The 19763-nt window shown below is 64.1% G+C and carries 16 protein-coding genes; 4 read left to right on the top strand and 12 right to left on the bottom strand.

The window, feature by feature from the left end; genetic code table 11:
* Positions 1-46 precede the first annotated feature (46 nt).
* Positions 47-1888, bottom strand: coding sequence for a glycoside hydrolase family 15 protein (locus NCS58_RS17925; RefSeq protein WP_061115814.1), 1842 nt, complete (start codon positions 1886-1888; stop codon positions 47-49).
* A gap of 109 nt (positions 1889-1997) precedes the next feature.
* On the bottom strand, positions 1998-2222 hold the full coding sequence (locus tag NCS58_RS17920; RefSeq protein WP_061115815.1) for a hypothetical protein: 225 nt from the start codon (positions 2220-2222) through the stop codon (positions 1998-2000).
* A 137-nt stretch (positions 2223-2359) separates the two neighbouring features.
* Here NCS58_RS17920 and NCS58_RS17915 point away from each other — a divergent pair, with 137 nt between their 5' ends.
* Positions 2360-3970 carry a Na+/H+ antiporter gene (locus tag NCS58_RS17915; RefSeq protein ID WP_061115816.1) on the top strand — a complete coding sequence of 537 codons (1611 nt, stop codon included), beginning with the start codon at positions 2360-2362 and terminating at the stop codon, positions 3968-3970.
* 5 nt (positions 3971-3975) lie between these two features.
* On the opposite strand, the gene NCS58_RS17910 is transcribed toward NCS58_RS17915, so the two are convergent.
* The gene (locus tag NCS58_RS17910) at positions 3976-5499 is read right to left on the bottom strand and encodes a hypothetical protein (protein ID WP_250477421.1); all 1524 of its coding nucleotides are present in this window, start codon (positions 5497-5499) and stop codon (positions 3976-3978) included.
* A 399-nt stretch (positions 5500-5898) separates the two neighbouring features.
* Positions 5899-6687 (bottom strand): TerC family protein, encoded by a 789-nt coding sequence (locus tag NCS58_RS17905; protein ID WP_061116085.1) that lies wholly within the window; start codon positions 6685-6687, stop codon positions 5899-5901.
* Between the two features lie 142 nt (positions 6688-6829).
* Between NCS58_RS17905 and NCS58_RS17900 the strand changes: the two genes are divergently transcribed.
* Both NCS58_RS17900 and NCS58_RS17895 read left to right on the top strand, forming a co-directional pair.
* A complete protein-coding gene (locus tag NCS58_RS17900; RefSeq protein ID WP_061116086.1) occupies positions 6830-7711 on the top strand; it encodes a LysR family transcriptional regulator in 882 nt (293 codons plus the stop codon).
* Positions 7712-7805: 94 nt separating this feature from the next.
* Entirely contained in the window at positions 7806-8216 is a 411-nt protein-coding gene (locus tag NCS58_RS17895; protein ID WP_250477420.1) for an HPF/RaiA family ribosome-associated protein, read from the top strand.
* A 10-nt stretch (positions 8217-8226) separates the two neighbouring features.
* Here the strand turns inward: NCS58_RS17895 and NCS58_RS17890 are convergent, their stop codons facing one another.
* From NCS58_RS17890 to NCS58_RS17880, 3 genes are all read right to left on the bottom strand, one after another.
* Complete coding sequence (locus NCS58_RS17890) at positions 8227-9636, bottom strand: hypothetical protein (RefSeq protein WP_086960628.1); 1410 nt, start codon at positions 9634-9636, stop codon at positions 8227-8229.
* Positions 9637-9862: 226 nt separating this feature from the next.
* Positions 9863-10207: a DUF3574 domain-containing protein gene (locus NCS58_RS17885; protein ID WP_250477419.1), complete on the bottom strand. Its 345-nt coding sequence runs from the start codon at positions 10205-10207 to the stop codon at positions 9863-9865.
* A 160-nt stretch (positions 10208-10367) separates the two neighbouring features.
* Positions 10368-10607 (bottom strand): hypothetical protein, encoded by a 240-nt coding sequence (locus NCS58_RS17880; RefSeq protein ID WP_061115818.1) that lies wholly within the window; start codon positions 10605-10607, stop codon positions 10368-10370.
* 268 nt (positions 10608-10875) lie between these two features.
* On the opposite strand from NCS58_RS17880, the gene NCS58_RS17875 reads away from it, so the two are divergent.
* On the top strand, positions 10876-11883 hold the full coding sequence (locus NCS58_RS17875) for a hypothetical protein (protein WP_250538842.1): 1008 nt from the start codon (positions 10876-10878) through the stop codon (positions 11881-11883).
* Between the two features lies 1 nt (position 11884).
* On the opposite strand, the gene NCS58_RS17870 is transcribed toward NCS58_RS17875, so the two are convergent.
* The 5 genes from NCS58_RS17870 to NCS58_RS17850 form a co-directional block, all read right to left on the bottom strand.
* Positions 11885-14281: a DNA polymerase II gene (locus NCS58_RS17870; protein WP_250477418.1), complete on the bottom strand. Its 2397-nt coding sequence runs from the start codon at positions 14279-14281 to the stop codon at positions 11885-11887.
* Between the two features lie 163 nt (positions 14282-14444).
* Positions 14445-15107: a flagellar transcriptional regulator FlhC gene (flhC, locus tag NCS58_RS17865; protein ID WP_061115820.1), complete on the bottom strand. Its 663-nt coding sequence runs from the start codon at positions 15105-15107 to the stop codon at positions 14445-14447.
* 18 nt (positions 15108-15125) lie between these two features.
* Positions 15126-15443, bottom strand: coding sequence for a flagellar transcriptional regulator FlhD (gene flhD, locus NCS58_RS17860; protein ID WP_061115821.1), 318 nt, complete (start codon positions 15441-15443; stop codon positions 15126-15128).
* 525 nt (positions 15444-15968) lie between these two features.
* A complete protein-coding gene (locus NCS58_RS17855; RefSeq protein WP_061116089.1) occupies positions 15969-17057 on the bottom strand; it encodes a purine nucleoside permease in 1089 nt (362 codons plus the stop codon).
* Positions 17058-17152: 95 nt separating this feature from the next.
* The gene (locus tag NCS58_RS17850; protein WP_061115822.1) at positions 17153-19720 is read right to left on the bottom strand and encodes a mechanosensitive ion channel domain-containing protein; all 2568 of its coding nucleotides are present in this window, start codon (positions 19718-19720) and stop codon (positions 17153-17155) included.
* Between the last annotated feature and the right edge of the window lie 43 nt (positions 19721-19763).

Below are 19763 nucleotides of genomic sequence, written 5' to 3'. Positions count from 1 at the left end.
GAGTGAGCTGAAAGGATACAGCGTCGCGACGGCTCGCGCAGACCGATCAGGTCCAGGGCACATGCACCCGATCGAGATTCCTGTCGAGCTGGTATGCCGCGCTGATGAGCGCGAGATGCGTCAACGCCTGCGGGAAATTACCGAGCGCCTCGCCGCTCGTCGCCACTTCCTCAGAGAAAAGCCCGACATGGTTCGCGTACGCCAGCATCTTCTCGAAGACGAGCCGCCCTTCGTCCACGCGTCCCGCGCGCGCGAGCGCCTCCGCATACCAGAACGAGCACGCGGAGAAGCCGCCTTCCGTGCCGGGCAAGCCGTCGAGTGTCGAACCGCGCGTGTAGCGGAAGATCAGCGGATCGACGCGCAACTCGCGACCGATTGCATCGAGCGTGCCGATCCAGCGCGGATCCTTCGGGCCGATGAAGCGCACGAGCGGCATCATCAGCGCAGAGGCGTCGAGCGTGGCGGAGCCCGGCGTCTGCACGAAGCTCCCGATGTCCTCGTTCCAGAACTGTTCGTGGATGTCCCGATGAATCTCGTCGCGCGTGCGGAACCAGATCGCGAGCGGCGCGGGCAGCGAGCGCTTCTCGGCGAGCCGCAGTGCGCGATCCAGCGTCACCCAGCACATCAGGCGCGAATGCAGGAGCGCGCGCGTGCCGTTGCGGAATTCCCAGATGCCGTTATCCGCCTCGCGCCAATGTTCGACGACGTAATCGACCGTGCGCGTCACATGCCGCCAGCCCTCGTACGAAATGGCCGCGCCGTACTTGTTGTAGAGGTAGACCGAATCGAGCAGCGCGCCGTAGACATCGAGCTGGATCTGATCGCGCGCCTCGTTGCCGACGACCATCTTTCCCGGCACTTCGCCCACGAGGCTCGTCAAGGCGCTTTCCGCGAGCGCGTCGTTGCCGTCGACCGAGTACATCACGCGCAACTTGCCGTGCGCGCTGCAATCGCGGCTGCGCTCGGCGATCCATTTCATGAAGCGCTCGGCCTCGCCGGTATAGCCGAGGCGCAAGAGCGCATACACGGAGAACGCGGCGTCACGTATCCAGGTGAAGCGGTAATCCCAGCGGCGCGAGCCGTCCTGCGCCTCGGGCAGGCCGAAGGTCGGCGCGGCGACGATCGCGCCGAATTCCTCCGAGCTCAAGAGCTTCAAGGTCAGCGCCGAGCGCAGCACGACTTCGCGATAGCGCCCGCGATACGTCGAGCGCGACGACCATGCTTTCCAGTAATCGATGGTGTCGGAGAGGATCGCATCGTGGTTCGCCTCGATGTCGGCGAGCCCGTCCGCCCCGCCGAGCGCGAAGCATGCGCAATCGCCCGCCTCGAATTCCAGCGTGGCGCGTGCGCCCTGCTCTTCGACGGCGAGCGGCACGTTCGCGATGAGGCGCAAGGGCGGCGAGCCGTCGGCGCAGATGAATTCGATGCCCTTCTCCACGGCATGCGCCGTGTGCTTCGCGCGCGCGTAGTCGAAGCGCGGGTCGCAGCGCACGTCGAGCGTCATGCGCCCGAACACGAGCCGCACGATGCGCAGCACGCAGTTCGGCACCTCATCGGCGCGGGCGGCATTCGATGCGACCGGCATCAGATCGAGCAGCTCGCACACGCCCTCGTCGGTCATGAAACGCGTGAGCAGCACATTCGTTTCGGGCAGATACATCTGCTTGACATTGGCATGCGGCGCGCGCGGCGTGATCGAGAAAACGCCGCCACGCTCCTCATCGAGCAGCGCGGCGAAGAGCGTGGGCGAGTCGATGCGGGGAAAGCACATGAAGTCGATCGCGCCGCACAGCGACACGAGCGCGGCCGTCTTCATGTTGCCGATCATGCCGCGCCCATCGACGAGCAACGCGGCGGCGTGTGGAACCTTCTGGGGATGGTGTCCCATCGCGATGTGCTCCCGACGAGCTTTGTTGGCATCGTCAGGCGGCGAGCAAGTCATATTCCTGTCGTGCGCGACAGGTTCGGTGCCTGTGACAAAGAATGGACGCCGCGTGTCAGCGCGCGGCGGTTCGATCGCCCTGCGTCGATTCGGGCGGTTTCGGCGCATTCCCGAAGTTCGCCGCGCTCGCCCCGCCGTCTTGCGCGGCGAGCGCGGAGGGCGTCGGCACGGGCGCATCCGCATGACGCGATCTGCCGAAGCTCGCGATATACAGCACGGCCGCCACGGCAACGCCTACCAGCACCGCCGCCACCGCCACGCCCGACGACTTTCGTCTCATTTTCACTCCCTTTCGGATACGATGACCGCGGCTCGCCGCCCGGCCCCGCGTCGATCGTAGCAGCGCCATGCGTGGCGCCTGCGTGGGGCGCCGCGCATTTCGGCATAAGAACTCAACGCAACCCGAGGAAAAAATTCATGCACGCCGCCACGGCATTCAATCTGGTGCTCGTCTCGCTGATCGCGATCATCGCGCTCGAAGTGCTCGCCAAGCGCTTGCGGCTGCCGCCTGCGGCCGCGCTGCTCGTCGGCGGCGTCGCGATGGCGTTCGTGCCGGGCTTGCCGCACATCGAACTCGACCCGGAGCTCGTCCTCGTCGTGTTCCTGCCGCCGCTCCTCATGTACGGCGCGTACTTTTTCGTGTGGGACGACTTCAAGCGCAATCTGAGCGGGATCCTGCTGCTTGCGATCGGCGCGGTGGCCTTCACGACGCTCGTCGTCGGCATCGCGGTGCATCTCGTCGTGCCCGAGCTGCCGTGGGCCGCGTGCTTCGCGCTCGGCGCAGTCGTCTCGCCGCCCGATGCGGTCGCCGCCAAGGCCGTGCTCGAGCGCGTCGCGTTGCCGCGTCGCCTGATGGTGCTGCTCGAAGGCGAAAGCCTGCTCAACGATGCGGCCGGCCTCGTGCTGTTCCGCTTCGCGCTCGTCGCCGCGATGAGCGGCGTGTTCAGCGCGCCGCGCGCCGCCGCGAGCTTCGCGGGACTGGCCGTTGGCGGCGTCGTGGTCGGGATCGTCGCGGGCTTCATCGCCGTCAGGATCATGCGCGCGCTCGAGGACGACTATCTCGTCATCACCACGTCGATGCTCACGTCATGGGTCAGCTATATCGCGGGCGAAGAGCTCGGCGTGTCGAGCGTCATCGCGACGGTCACGTGCGGCATGGTCGTCGGCTGGCATCAGCACGAAGTGTTCACGGCGGCGCAGCGCATGCGCGGCACGGCGTTCTGGCAAGTCGTCGTGTTCGTGCTGGAGGCGCTCGTCTTCGTGTTGATCGGCTTGTCGCTGCGCGGCATCGCCGTGCGGCTCGGCGGCGTCGGCGATGCGTTCTCGCTGCTCGGGCCTGCGACGGCCGCGGTGATCGCCGTCGTGATCCTGTCGCGCTTCGTATGGGTGTTCGGCGTCGAGGCGGTGAAATGGATCGCGTGGTCCGTCACCGGACGCAAGCGCGCGGACGCCGACGAAGCCGGCGTCGCCGTTCCCGACTGGCGCGCCGCTACCGTCGTGAGTTGGGCCGGCATGCGCGGCGTGGTGACGCTCGCCGTCGCGCTCTCCTTGCCCGAGACGATGCCTGGCCGCGATCTCATCCTGTTCGCCGGCTTCGCGGTGATCCTCGTCACCGTGCTTCTGCAAGGCGCGACGATCGGCCCGCTCATCGCCCTGCTCTCGTTGACGCGCGGCCATGAGCGCTCGTCGCGACATCTCACCGAACCGCAGGCATGGGCGCGCATGGAGTCGGCGCAACTCGCCGCGATACAGCCGCTCGTGCACGACGCCGACGGCAATGTGATCCATCCGCGTCTGCTCGAGCAATACACGTATCGCGCGGGGCTCACGCAGCGTTTTCGGGACATGGAGGAATTTCCGACGGACGCGCGTCACGCGCATTACGACGTCGTGCTCGCCGCCATCGCGGCCGGGCGCGCGGAGCTGCTGCGCATGCATCGTTCCGGGGAGATTCACGATGAGCTGCTGCATTCGCTGGAGCACGACCTCGATCTACAGGAGATCATCGCGCTCCATTCACGCGGTTGAGCGCGCTACTTGCCGCTATCGCGCGCATGCGACGGCGCGACGAGCGGCGTCTCGCCGGCTGATTCGTCGCACTGCATCCACGCATAAGCGGTGAGCTTCGCGCGCGCGTTGTTCCTCAGGCGAATGAGCCATTCGCCCGCCGCCGCGCGGCGCATGCCGCTGCGCGCGGCGGTCGGCGCGAGCGCGACGAGGATCATGTGCCCGTCGCCGCGCGCACCCCGGCCGAGATGCACGACGGTGCAGATCGCTTCGCCGCCACGCGTGTATATGCCGATATCGCCTAGCGTGAGCCAGGCGCTCGCGATCCCGTCGGGCGGCACGATCTGCACGTCGACAGCGGGCGCGCCGGCATCGCTCGAGCACCAGATCTCGGCGAGGCTCGGCGCTGCGGAATGCGCACGCACGGGCCAGCGCAACGCCGACTCCGCGCGATCCTCGATCGTCAGCGCCCCGCGGCAGTGCGACAGATCGACATTGCCCGATGGAAGCACGACAGAGCAGGCGCCGGTATCCATTAACTCGTCGAGCGCGCTTTCGATGAGCGAACTGCCGTCCTGCTGCCACGCGACATTGCCGGCGTTCAGGCTGACGAGCGCATGACACTTCGCGCCGCCAATGTCCTGTGCGCGCTGCACGACATAGCGGACGGCGTCGAGCACTTCGGCATCGGGACAGGGGCCGAACGCGTTGCGCATCGTGCGGCAGCGTCGTTTGAGCTGTACGCCGATCATCGGCAAGGGCGCATCGCGAATGCCATCGACATGGACATCGCCAGGCTCGGCGCGCGAAGAATGGCAGCCCGCACGCTCGGCGACCGGCGGGCCGTCATGCGCGAAACGCATGACGTGTGCGCCGCCCGCCGTTTGTGCTGTTTCGGCATGAAGGCGTGCATCGTTCAACATCGCGTCCATCTGATGTTTGAGCCATTCGCTCCCGTAGCCTAGACCGGCTGCCGGTTCGGCCGCATCGTTCTGATCCCAGAAACATCGAAAGCGCGTGCGCGTGCCGGCTGCATCCTCCGAGAATCGCGCATGCGTGAACGCGATATCTTCATCGCATACGCCGACGATCGCGTGACCCAACCCCTCGCGCAGGGGCGCATGCACGGCCGGCGCTCGATCCACCGGTGCATCGACGTGCGACGTGATGACCAGCGCTTCCGTGAAGCGTTCGAACTTGCCCGCGAGGTCGGTGTGCAGATGCGCGTAGAACTCGCGCGTCACGTGAGCCGTGCAGAAGCGCGTGGCCTCGAGCGTGGCGGGCGGATCGCGATAGAGCGCGGACATCCAGATCCAGTGCTGCCAGCCGTTGCGCTCGATGGTCTGCGCGAACTGCTGCGCAGTATCGCCGCCCTGCTTCATCTCGATGGCAATCGGCACACGGCCGCTCGGCATGCCGCCCAGGTCGCGATAGTGCGTCGCGTGAGCCCACACGATATATGGATCGATCCGCGCGACGGATGCGAGCGCCTGCGGCGCGATGGGCTCGAACCCCTCGCTCACCGTGCCGATCTCCCAATGCGGACTCATGCTTCCCTCCTGTCGCCTGCGTTCCGCAGAAGCGAGGCCGCGGGTATTGGCCTGATTCATCGCACGCAGGTTCTTCTTATGTTTTCTGTCGATGATTGATCGCGGTGTCCGCGACGCGCGATTTCATCGGTGGATATTTCGGGAACCGAAAGGAATCGGGCGTGCGCTATCGCATAACGTAGTCACTTGCCGTGCGAGAAGCAAGCCGAATTCCCGCTTGCAACGAGGCGAACCGAGGGGCGGCGCACAGTGAGGCGAAGGCGCGTGAAGGTTCGTTTCATAGCGGGAAGCGTGGCGAATTTCTTCAGTTGCTTCAGGCTGATAGCGCGCCGCTCCCCTGTTTGTGCACAGGTTTGTGCACGGAAACTGTGGATAAGCGCGGCGCGCGCCGATCGAAGGTCAACCGGACGCACCGTCCAGATGCGCACGGTTTTCCGTCTGCACATTCGCCTCCCGCTTGCCCTTCACGCGCCGTGCAAACAGATTCAACCCTTCGACGAATCCGGCAAATCCCATCGCCGCGTAAATGTAGCCCTTCGGCACGTGCGTTCCGAAACCCTCGGCTATCAGCGTCATCGCGATCACGAGCAGGAACGAGAGCGCGAGCGTCACGACCGTCGGATTGCGTTCGATGAAGCGCGAGAGCGGTTGCGCGGCGAAGAGCATCGTCGCGACGGCGAAGATGACGGCGATGAACATGATCGGCAGGTGATCGGTCATCCCGACCGCCGTGATGATGCTGTCCACGGAAAACACGAGGTCGAGCAGCAGGATCTGGCCGATTGCCGACCACGCTGTCATGCTGCCGAGACTCGACGCGACACCGGGCGTCTCGTCGTGATCCTTCCTGACGTGATGGTGCATCTCCTTGGTCGCTTTCCAGACGAGGAACAGGCCGCCCGCGAGCAGGATGAGGTCACGCCACGAAAACGCATGCTCGAACACGGAGAACACCGGCGCAGTCAGCTGCGCAATCCACGCGACCGTGCCGAGCAGCGCGAGCCGCATCACGAGCGCGAGCATGATGCCGATGCGCTGCGTGCGCGCTCGTTGCGCGACGGGCAGCTTGTTGCTGAGAATGGAAATGAAGACGAGATTGTCGATGCCGAGCACGACTTCCATCACGATCAGCGTGACGAGGGCGGCCCACACGGCGGGATCGGCGGCAAGCGAGAGAAGATATTCCATGAGTGCGGACAGGTTGGATTGAAGACGTATCGCGCCCATGATCGACTCATCGCACGATCGAAAAAATCAGCGATAATCGAATCGATACTTCGGCTTTTTCGAAGTGTCGAATATCAACCGAAACGGCGAGGACGCGCGACTCATGCTCAACTATCGACATTTGCATTACTTCTGGGTCGTCGTGAAGGAAGGCGGGTTTGCGCGCGCGGCGGAGCGGCTCGATATGGCGGTTCAGACCATCAGCGCTCAGGTGCGCGAACTGGAAAAATCGCTCGGGCATCAATTGCTCAAACCGGCCGGACGCGGCGTCACCATGACCGAGGCGGGACAGGTTGCGTTCGCACGCGCCGAGGAGATCTTCCAACTCGGCCAGTCGATCCAGGACGAAGTGCGGGAGGCGGCGAGCGGCACGCTCGCACGTCTTGCCGTCGGGCTGTCGGACGGCATTTCGAAGCTCGCCGCACATGCGCTGCTTGCGCCGGTACTCGACAATCCCGCGCTGCGCCTGCTCTGTCACGAAGGCGAAACGGACGAACTGCTCGCCGAACTCGCGTTGCATCGGCTCGATCTGGTGCTCGCGAGCCATCCGGCGCCGCACAATCACAATTTGCGCCTCACGAGCGAGCGGCTCATCGCTTCGCCTGTAGATTGGTACGGGCCGGCTTCCATCGTGCGCAAGAGCGCGATCGATCACTTCCCGGAGAGCCTCGCCTCGCTGCCCATTCTTCTGCCGACCGGGCATTCGTCGCTGCGCGCGCGGCTCGATCGCTGGCTGGAGACGCAAGGCATCGTGCCGCGTATCGTCGGCGAATTCGAGGATAGCGCGCTGATGGCCGTGTTCGGCGCACGCGGTCTGGGCGTGTTTCCACTCGCGGAATTCGGCGCGGGCGATGCGCCGCTGCTGCGCGGCCTGCGCTGGCTCGGCCGCTCGCCGGACGTGAAAGAGGAAGTGCATGCGATCGTATCGCGGCGCGGGCGGCATCATCCGTTGACGCAGCAGGTTCTTTCACACGCCGGGGCGTGACTTCGGTTTTTTCGAAGCTTGCGTCCCGTTGGTTCTGCTTTTTCGTGACACGGCGACGCCTTACGCTGATCTCACGTTCAACAAGGAGGCGTCAATGAAAGTCCTGTTCAAGTCCCGCGATCCCGAAGCCATTGCGATGCACGCGCTCGCGAAGGCCCGCAGCGAATTCGTCTTTCGGCGCCTCGCGTGGCTGATTTCAAAGGCGACCGTCAGCTTGTCCGACATCAACGGGCCGCGCGGCGGCGTCGACAAGCGCTGTCAGGTGGAAGTGCAACTGAATCGGGAAAACAAGGTCGTGGCGACCTCGATCGCGCGCGACTGGCGCGGAGCGATCGATCTCGCACTCGCTCGCGCCGTGCGCACGCTGGTGCGCAGGCGTGAGAACATCAAGCCGACGCGCCGGGTCCCCGCGCGCGGCTTCGCGTGGAATCTCGCGCAGGAGCCTGTGCTACAGGAGGCGGTCGATCCGCGCGAGCGTCTCCTGAGGAAAATGGCCGGCGCATAAGCCTCGAATATCAGGCTGGCGTGTGGATCGCGAGCAGCGTGCGCGGAATCGCGGCAGGCGCCGCGCGCGTCGATTCCCGTTCGATGACTTCGAAGCCGCCGTCCGGCACGGCGTTCATCGACATATACAAGGTCCGCATTTCGGCACTCAGGCCGTGGAAATGGCACAGGAACGTGGTCCGGTCGGCGTAGTACCACGGTGTGTTGAGATCCCTGAAGCTGACGAGTTCCGGCGAGTCCATTTCGGGACACAGGCCGTGCGCGATCAGTTGCTCCATGAATATGTACTGGTCGCCGTGACTCGAGAACGTGTACTTGACGTCTTCGATCTCATGCACCTTCGCGAGCACGGCATCGAGCGCGCGGGCGTTTTCTTCCGTGTTGCGAAAGCCCATCACGCCCGAGTTGAATCGCCAGCCGCAGATGTCCGCTGTCAACACGCGCTCGCGCCCTTCAGTGAACTTCTCGAGCTTCACGGTCTGATTCATCGCGATGATATCCGCGTCCATCCAGAAGACCCATTCGTGCTGCGGCAGATACTTCTTCAGCAGGAACGGCTTGGCCCAGTTGCCGCAGGCGTCACGCCCGAAATCCGGCGGCACGTCGCGATGCACGTACAGCGTATAGCCATGCTGCTCGCAATACGCGCGCATGCTCGCTTCGCCGAAGCGCGCATAGCTCGCGATGTTCGGCGTATAGAGCATCACGACCGCAATGGGGCGCCCCGGCTGATACACGGAAAGCGACTCATGCATATCGCTCGACAGCGGCGCCGCGCTTTCGAAAACCCGCAACTCGCCCGACGCGTGGCACGCATTCACATGCCGTGCAAACATGGCGCGCCAGAGCGGGCCGTACTTGCTGTAAAGACGCGGCGTGTAGACGAGCGAGACGGCGGTGATTTCCCTGCCGCACAGGTCCGGGTGCTGGCCCGACCACATCGACGCGACAGGAACCACGCCGTTCAGATCCTCCCAGTCGGGCACGGTCGGCAGGTTTTCGAGCAAGACTTCCTCGGTGACGAATTTGCCGTATTCGAAGTATCCGCGGCATTGCGCGGCGAGTCCGCGCGCGACGCGGCGGTTCTCTTCCGTGTTTCTCAGCACGAACATTTCGGTGTTCACGCCGAAATGTCCTCGGGTCAACAGGACGTCGCGGCCGGCCATGATCTGGTCGAAGTCGTGAAAGCGAAGGAACAGCGCGTTTTCCGTGGCAAAGATGACCAGTTCCCCCTCCTCAGCCTCCCGCAACATGTCGCTCACCAACTGGTACTTGTAGAGCGTGCGCAGCTCGATCGAATCGACGCAACTCGACATCGCCTCGAAGCGATGTTTCACGTTCATGCGGCGGCAATATTCATCGTGGTTGTCGCGCGATGCAGCGGCGTTGCGATCGGAGAAACAACTGACCAGGGTCACCATGGGGTTTGACAATCGAAGGTGGAAATCGGGGTAAAGGCATGCGGGCCGTCTGCCAGCATGAAGTGTGCGAGGATATCCGGCCTGGTTCGCGTGCTTGTAAATTATTGAGTCAACCGCGAGGATCGACGTTAAGAACTGGTCGATTTCAGGAGTTTTTGAGGCAATTCCGAGGCGCCGCGTGGCGCGCAATCGGACGGTCGAACCGGCTGGCGCGTGATAACGATTTCTAAAAAGAGGCACACGCCATATGTCGCAGGCGCAGCGTCGATTCCTGCTCGAAGCGTGCGCGATAGAGCTCGCGAATTTCGCCGATGGCCTCATTGCTCGCTTTGTCGTCCGGATGGGCGAGGCTCAACACCCAGGTCGATTCGTGCACCATCGAGCCATCCGCCGCGCGCCATTGACCGCTCGCGCGCCATGTCGTGAAGCCTTGCGGGAAGCGCGGCGTGACGTCGGTGCGCAGGAAGTCGTCGAATTGTTCGGGCGTGACGAGGTCCGTCGGCTTTGCGGTTCCGAAATAGATGAGCTCATTTGCGACGTGCAACTCGCCCGTCGCGCACGTTTCTTTCATCGGCGTCGCGCAGGCCGGAAGCATCGTCGTGAGTATCAACAGCGAAAGAGTTCGACGCCTGGACATGACGGCATGGAATGAACGAAGTGCTCCGTGTCAAAAGCGGCGCGCGCGGTCCCAGCCAAGCCGCACGCGGGCGACGCCCGCGCTCAACGCTTTTTCAACCCGGCACCGCGACGCGCGGCTCCCGCGCCGTCGGACGGCCGTCGAGCTCCGCCTTGCCGCACTCGATGGCGAAATTTGCGGCGGCCTGCGCCGTCGGAAACGCGCGAAGCGGCCCGATCGCGCGCCGCACGCCGCCGGGCCGCTCTATCAGCAGCGTCGCCAGGAATTCGCCGGACACGTGCCGGATGATGACCGAAAGCTCACAGCCTCGATATTCGATTGGAGTGGAGTCCACCGCTGACCTCGCTTGCTGAATTCATTGCCGGGATGGAATCAATCTACGCAAGCTGAACGAAAGACGTAACCCCGCGTGTGAGTGGCTGCGAACGTAGGCCGAGCGAATGTCGGTCGGGGGCGACGGCGCCGCAGACGCGCAAACGTTTTCCGTCACGCTCGACTGGATAAGAACGACTCCGATTTCTGCACGAACTCTCTTAAATCGGTATCCTGCTCGAACAGGCCTATACGAAAGATGCCGGACCCTCCCGAATCCGACCTCGCCGATGACAACCGCCAGCAATGAACGCAGTTGCAAGACCGCCGCCGGCTGGCTGATCGCGTGCGCGGCACTCGCCATCGCGACCAGCACGGCTCACGCTCAGGAGTTCTCCTTGCTCGCCGGCCCGCTCAGGAGCAACGGCCACAACACCTATTCCTGGGAAGCCAGCTATCGTGAAGGGCTCGGGCGCTATGCGGCCTGGAGTTTTTCCTGGCTGAACGAAGGCCATATTCCCGACCATCATCGTGACGGGCAAGCCTTCCAGATCTGGGGGCGCGTGCCGCTCTGGAATGACCGGCTGGAATTGTCGGCGGGTGCGGGGCCGTATCGCTATTTCGATACGAGCCAGGCGCAGGCCGGCGGAGACTATTCGAACACGCACGGCTGGGGCGGCATGTTCACGCTGCGCGCAGCGTATTACTTCGATAACCGCTGGATCGCGGAGATGAAGCTGAACCGTGTGCAGGCGTTCGGCGGCCCCGACACGACCGCGCTGCTCTTCGGCATCGGCTATCAGCTCGACGCGCCCGAAGGACGCGGTTCGCGCGCGCGTCCCGTGCCGCGCACGACGAACGTCACCAGCAACGAAGTCACCGTGATGCTCGGCACGACGATCCTGAACAGCCCCGACTCGGAAACGAATCTGGCTGAAAGCATCGAGTACCGGCGTGGACTGTGGCATTACGTCGATTTCACCGCGTCGTATCTGCACGAAGGCGGACACTCGCAGTCGCGCCGCGATGGCGTCGCGGCCCAGCTATGGGCGACCCGCGCATTCTTCGACGACAGGCTCACGCTCGGCGTCGGCGCGGGACCGTATCTGTCGATCACCCAAAACGACGACCTGCCGCAAAACCGCACCGGCGATGGCCGCTTCTCGGGCCTCGTGTCGGTATCGGCGAGCTACCGGTTCACGGATCGCTGGCTCGCGCGCGTCACGTGGAACCGGATGGTCACGCGTTATGACCGCGATGCGGACATCATCGAGGCGGGTTTCGGCGTGCGCTTCTAACCTAGAACAGCTCTTTCTGGCCGGACATCAGCGCGATGAAGTCGTCGCGCAAGAACGGCAGGATGCCGTCCGCGACCGGCTGAAGCTGCTTGCTCACATAGTGCTCGTAATCGATCGGCGCGTGGCGCGCCTCGACCGGCTCGGGACCGGCCGTCGTCATCACATAACTGATCCAGCCGCCGTTCTGATATTGCAGCGGACGGCCGGCCCGCGCGTTGTGTTCATCGGCGATGCGCGCGGCGCGCACGTGCGGCGGCACGTTGCGCTGATAGTCGCCGAGCGTGCGGCGCAGTCGCTTGCGATACACGAGCAGTTCGTCCAGCTCGCCGCGCCGCGTGCGCCCGACGTAATCGCGCACATACGCTTCATACGCCTCGCCCTTGAAGACGCGCATGTAGAGCTCGCGCTGAAAGCGCTGTGCGAGCGGCGTCCAGTCGGTGCGCACGGTTTCGAGGCCTTTGTAGATGATTTCCTCGCTGCCGTCCGCGCGCATCGTCAGTCCCGCGTAGCGCTTCTTGCTGCCCTCTTCCGTGCCGCGGATCGTCGGCATCAGGAAGCGCCTGAAATGCGTTTCGAATTGCAGTTCGAGTGCGCTGTCGAGTCCGAAGGCGTCGTTCAGATGCTCGCGCCAGTATTCGTTCACATGCGCGACGAGCGCCCGGCCGATGCGCGCCGCGTCGTCCTCATCGCGCGCGCGCCGCAGCCACACGAAGGTCGAATCCGTATCGCCGTAGATCACGCTGTATCCGCGCGCCTCGATCAGCTCGCGCGTGCGATGCATGATTTCGTGACCGCGCATCGTGATCGACGACGCGAGGCGCGGATCGAAGAAGCGGCAGCCGCTCGATCCGAGCACGCCGTAGAACGAGTTCATGATGATCTTGAGCGCCTGCGACAGCGGCTTGTTGCGCTGCCGTTTCGCCGCTTCCCGCCCTTCCCACACTTGCGCGACGATCGCGGGCAGGCAATGCGTGTCGCGGGAAAAGCGCGCGCCGCGAAAACCCGGCACCGTGTCGGCGTCGTCCGGCATGGCCGTGCCTTGCGCGAGCCCGGCCGGATCGATCAGAAACGTGCGGATGATCGACGGATACAGGCTCTTGTAGTCGAGCACCAGCACGGAATCGTAAAGGCCGGGGCGCGAATCCATCACGAAGCCGCCGGGGCTCGCTTCCTCCGGCACATCGCCGAGATTCGGCGCGACATAGCCGAGCCGGTGCATCCGCGGCATATACAGATGCGTGAACGCCGCAACGGAGCCGCCGCTGCGGTCGGCCTGCAGGCCCGTGACGGTCGCGCGCTCCAGCAGAAACGGCAGCAGCTCGGTCGTCTCGAAAACTTTCGTGACGAGTTCGCAGTCGCTCAGGTTGTAATGGGCGAGCGCGGGCTTGTCTTCCTTGAAGCGTCGCTCGATCTCGTCCATGCGCGCGTACGGACTGTCGATCGCCTTGCCTTCGCCCAGCAGCGACTGCGCGACGTATTCCAGGCTGAACGACGGAAAATTCCACGTCGCCGAGCGCAACGCCTCGATGCCGTCGATCACGAGCCGTCCTGCGATCGACACGAAGAAGTGATTGCGCTTCATGCCATGCTCGCGCCATTCGACCGGGCTGCCATCGCGGCCGAGCGTGAGGGGCACGCCGTAGTCGTCGGCGTGTCGCTGGAGAATGCGCAGGTCGAACTGCACCACATTCCAGCCGATGATCGCGTCCGGATCATGATCCGCGATCCACGCGTTGAAACGGCGCAGCATCTCGGCGCGGCTTTCGCAATAATCGAGCACGAAATCGGTTGGCCCGTACACGCCGTTCGGCGGACCGAGCATGTAGACCTGACGCGCGCCGCAGCCTTCGAGCGCGATCGAATAGAGATCGCCTTTCGCGCTCGTTTCGATATCGAGCGACACGACTTTGAGCGACGGCCGGTAATCCGGCGCGGGCTTCAGTTCGCTGGAAATGTAGCCGTCGCCTTCGACCTCTTCGGCGCCTTCGAACGACACCGGCGCCGTGATGAACCGCTCCATCAGGTAGCGTTCATGAGGGCGGATATCGGCTTCGAATACATTGACGCCGGCGCTTCTGAGGTTCTTCTCGAGCGCAAGCAACTGACGATAGTGCGGGCAGTAGAGGCCGAGTACCGGCTTCTGGCGAAAATCCCTGAGCGGCAATTCACGCAGATAGGCGTCCCGCACGCCGGCGACGATCGGCTCGGCCTTCGCACGATCCTCCGCGCGAATGAACGCGACGCTCGTCTGTAACGCGATGCGGATTTTTCTCGGGCCGTCATCGGTGGCGAGCCAGAAATCGACTTCCGTCCCGGCCGCGGTGTCGCGCCAGTGCCGAGTCAGCAGAAAACCCTGTTGTGCGGAAGCCAAGCCGATATCTTCGAGAACGCGTGCCATCGAAGCATTTTACTTGGCGGCCAAACAAAAGAGCCCGGCGCACCAATGGCTCCGGGCCCACGAATTCGGGAAAGCGAAAGAGAAGTAAAACACGGTAGCGGCAAGCCGGTCATCCACCATCCTCGCGGATAGTCCCCGGAGGATGGCCAGCGGCCGCTACCGCCTAAGCAGCCTGTGCGACCAGGCTTGCCCGTTGCGGCTGCAACGCCGCCACGTTACCGAGTGCCGTGTGCTCCGCATGCTCCGGCACTTCGTTCTTCGACATCACTACCTCCAGCGCGGCTTCTTGACTGGCCTGTTTCGCGGCCGCCGCTTTCTTGGTCTTCCCCGCGCGTGACGGCGGCTGGCAGGCCCCGCACACCACGTTGTTCTGCAAATCATGTTTGTGTGCGACGAACTTCCCGGTGCAGCGGCAGCAGGGTGTCATCTGCAGCATGCCGGCGTCGAAAAAGCGCACAAGAGTCCAGGCCCGCGTAAGGTCGAGTACCGCCTCGGCGCCGCTATGGGTGCAGTGCTCGAGGTACAGCCGATACCCTTTGGTCAACGCATCGAGATGCGAACAGCCAGCTTCGTTCTTCAGGAACGTATAGGTGTTATAGAAAAGCGATGCGTGGATATTGGCGAGCCACGTCATGTACCAGTCGGCCGAGAACGGCAGCATGCCCTTCGGCGGCGATACCCCCTTCACTTCGCGATAGAGGCGAATCATGCGATCGCGCGAGAGCGTGAGTTCGCTCTCCAGCACTTGCATGCGCGCGCCGAGCTCGATCAGCGCAATTGCGCGGAACACTTCCTGGGCGTCTTCGGTGAGGCTCTTCTTCAGCATGGCTCGCTCCGTCGTCCCTTAAGCGAACTGTTCGGCCGGCTGGCCAGCCAGCAGGATCGCCGCGTGCGTCGGCGCGATGTCCGCGTTCTTCGCGGGTTGCGTCAAGGCCGACAGCATCGTGTGATCGTTGAAGCGGAAAGCGCAAAGCAGGTTATCCGACGACGCGAGCTTGACGACCTGCGCGAGCGTGAGGCCTGCGAGCAGATCGGCGAGTTCCGCCGACAGACCGAGCCGGAACATGCCGATGGCCCGGTCCTCGCGCAAGAGACGCTGCGCGAGCATGATGTAAGACAAGTTGATTTCCCGGATTGATTCCAGCGTTTCGCGACCGTTCATGGTTGCAACTTCCAGTAAATCCCCGAATTTCCCGCCGGCTTTTTGCCGATATCTTTTTTGTGCCTCACCGAGCTAGTCCTGCCCGGCTACGTACTGCGTAATCTTTGTTTCAGTGCGTTACATCTTGTAACAACCACTGTGAAACGGATTCTAAGTACGGTCTGAATCTAAAGCAAGCGGTCTCAATAATATTTTGTTGCAAACAACACTTTAGATCGGTAATTGTTTCAGTCAGGTCATTTCAACCGACTCTACCGCTCACGCTCTATTCATCTTATGTTTGAGGCGTTTGGTTGGCCAAGCTGGGTTTTGGTCGGAATAATCGCCTGCCGCCAGCAATAACGGGGGATTGCCGGAGTCGGTTGACGTCTTGAGGCGCTATTTTTGCGATGATCCATCAGACGAAAAACGCAAAAAATAACGGCCTAAACGGTCTTTACCGGTTGCCGCGTGATCAGGTAATAATTGCCAAACCGGTGTTACGGCAGTGTTACGGCCTGTCTTACCCGGTTGTAACGTAACGCTTTACCTTCGCGGGACGCCTTTACTCCATGCGTCCCAATGTGTAACAACCTCTTGTACAAAAGGATTGCCGGTCCGATACAGATTCTCGATGGCCGGTGCAAAGCCGCCCTGCGCGGCGTAATTGAGCAGATTGTCGACGGCGGGCTGTCCCTTGTATGGACGATCGAAATCGGAACCGGCGCGCAGCACCGCCACGCGCGACAGGTCCACCCGCTGCACGCTCGCCGCCCGCTTGAGCGCCTCATAGGTGGCGTTGTCTTCCTGTTGCGTCGTGCAGTAGACGCCGCGACCGTCCGTCAGAAGCCGCGTCCACGCGCGCGCCCGTTCGCCGATGTATTTGCCCGACCACCACGTATCGCCCGCGAGCGTGTCGCACTGGATCACGCGCGGTGGCCGGTTCGCCGGCGCGTAGTTGAATTTCGCGCGCGCGGCTCGGGCCTGGTCGCTGTCGGAGAGCGAGACGTTGCGCGAGATCGCGTAGGCGGTATCGGCGAGCGTGGCGTTGAGCGCAAAGACTTCCGTGCGATAGTCGGGCGCCGGTTTCTCGTTCGGCCCCTTCGTGTTGATGCCGATGAATCCGCTGGGCCAGCGGGCGGGCTTCTCGCGCGCGTCGAGTTCCCATTGCGGGCCGAAATCGACGAGATACTTCGCCCACGCCGCCGAGCCGACCGTGCCTTGCGCCGGATCGATGCCCGCGATGCCCGCGACCAGAAAGTAGGCGTTGCGCAAGTCGAGGCGCTCGGAGAACGCGAGCGCCATCATCGACGCGGCCGCGTTGGTGTGGCCCATGCCGGTCGTGATGACGCACACGTCGTCGCGATTGCAATGCACGTCCGGATAATCCGGCGACAATCCCGCCACCTTGATCGCGTCCCACGGTCCGAGCTTGTCGAGCCACACTTTGCCTTCGGGCGCGAACATCGTGACGATCATGACCTTGACTGGGCGCACGCCGCTCGCGCTATCGGACGAGCGCGGCGCGGATGCGCATCCCGCGAGGCCCGACGCACCCGCGGCGATCGCGACGGCGACAACCGCCCTGCGCAACGTGTTCGATGTCTTTTTCGATTCCGATGCGGCGACTCTCATGGCAGTCATGGCAGGCGTGATCCTCGTGAACGTTCGACCTTCGAAAAAAAATCGCGCCCGTCAGAGGGCGCGATCGGGGCCGAACGATTATAGGATCACGTGCCGCTTTGCGAACTGCGCGGCGGCGGCGCATTCGAGGCGACGTTCGCCGGGCCGGCGGCCTCGCTCGTCGGATGCTGCGCGGCCTTCGACGGTTCGCCGCGCTGATCCGCGCCCGCTTCGTCCGCGTCTTGAACGCCTTCTGGATTCCCTTCCTGAGTGCCGCCATTGACGATCACAAAGTTGCGCTGCGGATTCGCGATCTCGATGCCGCGCGCCGTAAACTCGTTGAGAATGCGCCGGTTGAACTCGCGCTGCACCGGCCAGCGCGCGCTGTCGCGGCACTGGATCTGACCTGCGAGTGTGACGGTCGAACCGTCGACGGCATCGACGCCCCAGAAGCTGAAGTCGGAGAGAATACCGTCGCGGAAGGCCTCGTCCTCGCGCAGCGCGGCGCCGATTTCCTTCAGCGTGGAAATCGCGAGATCGACATCCTGGCCGAGCGCGATCGACACGCGCACGGCTGCATTGCCGATGCCGCGATTCGTGTTGTTCACCGTCGACACCGAACTGAACGGCACCGTGTAGAGCGAGCCGTCGCCGCCGCGCAGACGCACCGTGCGGATCGACAGATACTCGACCGTGCCCGACACGCCCGCGAGCGTCACCCAGTCGCCGACCTGCATCGCGTTTTCCATCAGCAGGAAGATGCCCGTGATGAGATCCTGCACGAGCTTTTGCGAGCCGAAGCCAAGCGCCACGCCGAAGATGCTCGCGCTCGCGAGTAAAGGCGCCGTGTTCACGCCGATCTCGGAGAGGCCCGTCAACACGACGACCATCGCGATCACGATGAAGAGGCCGGAGCGCATCATCGGCAGGAGTGTGCGCAAGCGCGCGGCGCGCAGACGTTCGCCGCTCGCGGTCCATTGCTCCAACCGCTGCTCGACGGCGATGTTCGCCGCCTCCCACACCAGCACGGCGAACACGGCCGCGACGACGATCGTGAGGAGCGCCGATGCGAGCCGGTTGCCCACACCGCCCGACGTGAGCAGATGCAGCACGTTGACGTGCCAGACTTCCAGAAGCGCGACGATCGTGACGACGGAAATGAGCGCCTGCACAATGCGCCGCAACGTCGGGTAATAGCGATAGGCGCGGCGGCGCACGATGGAATCGCTCGTGACGTCATCCTCATCGCCGTCATGAAAGACACGGCCGAGTGCGCCGAACGCGACGATTGCCAGCACGCGCGCGCCGACGAGCACGAGCAACGACACCCCGCCCAGATGAAAGAGCGTTCTGTAGCCGTTCTGCACGTCGAGCGCCCACACGAACCACAGCGCGATCACGAAGAAGATCGCGACACCCGCCCAGACATCGGCGACCCAGTTGCCGACGAGCCTCACCGAGCGATTCGTCCGCGCGCGTTCCCGGATACGCTCGGCCACCGACGTGCGGCTCTCGAAGATCACGAACGCGATCATCAGATGCACGATCAGCAGCACGAACTTCAGGATCGCGATGCGCGCGTCGCCGGACAGGCCGAGCGGCTCGGCGGCATTGGCAAGCGCGATGCCCGCACCCGCGATACACACGATGCGCTGCACCCAGCGATGCAGATACGCCGCATAGAAATCGCTTACCTGAAAGAGGCGCAGGCCGGGCGCACGCGGCGCGACGAAGAAACCGCTCACGATCACGATCGCGCGGCAGACCAGATAGACGTCGATGAGCGAGCCCGCGACGCGCGCTTCGGGCGTGTTGTCGTCGATGAAGATCGACATGAGCAAGGTCACGACGCCGATGAAAACGACGAGCGGAACCAGAGAAAGAAAGCCGTACAGGAGCGCGCTCGGCAGACGTTGCAAGAGCGTCCAGTGACGTGCGGCATGGCGCTGGCCGCGCGCGCTGTCGGCCTTGCGCTCGGCGAGATGGATGGCGGTCGCATCGCCGCTGCGCGCGGCGTCGTCCTCCGCGCGCTCCGCCGCGCGTTGTTCGCGCACGAGGCCGGGATCCTGTGCCTCGGCATCGGCGACGCCGCGCGCCGCGATCCGCGCGCGCGGACGCTTGAGCAGCCGCAAGCACAGAAATTCGAGCAGCAACGCGGGCAACAGCGACGCAAGCACCGTCCACACGACATGGCCGATGAGCGCGCGCCCTTCGTCACTCGACGTTCGGTCGCGCCACCACGACGCCACGGAGCCGAAATCGAGCAGCGCGACGGTCGAGTGCCGCAGGCCCGCGCCGATCTGCACGAGCCAGTGCCCGGCTTGCCGCGACAATTGCGAGGCGAGACCGTTGGCGGTCAGCGAATGAGCGAGCACGCTCGACGCGCCCGATGCCGGCGCCGCAGCCGCCGCCGACGCGGACTGCGGCGCGCTCGCGGGCGCGGGCGCGGCCAGCGCGCCTGCCGCCGCGATGGCGCGCAGCGTATCGGCGACTTGCGAACGGCGTGCGGGATCGTTGAGCACCGAGAGCGCATCGCGCGCCTGCTGCGGCGTCAGCGCGAGACCCGGCTGCGACGCGTGCTGCGCGGGATCGGCTGCGGCGAAGGAAGATGGGGAAAAGACCGGAAGAACGCTCGACACGAGGACGAGCAGCACTGCAAGGAGCAATTTGCGCATGGGTCGGATGAAGATCACGAAATGTCAGGGACTCGATGCGGAC

Source organism: Caballeronia sp. INML3B (assembly GCF_023631305.1).
Classification (GTDB): Bacteria; Pseudomonadota; Gammaproteobacteria; order Burkholderiales; family Burkholderiaceae; genus Caballeronia; species Caballeronia turbans.
This window is presented reverse-complemented; position numbering and strand designations above follow the sequence as displayed.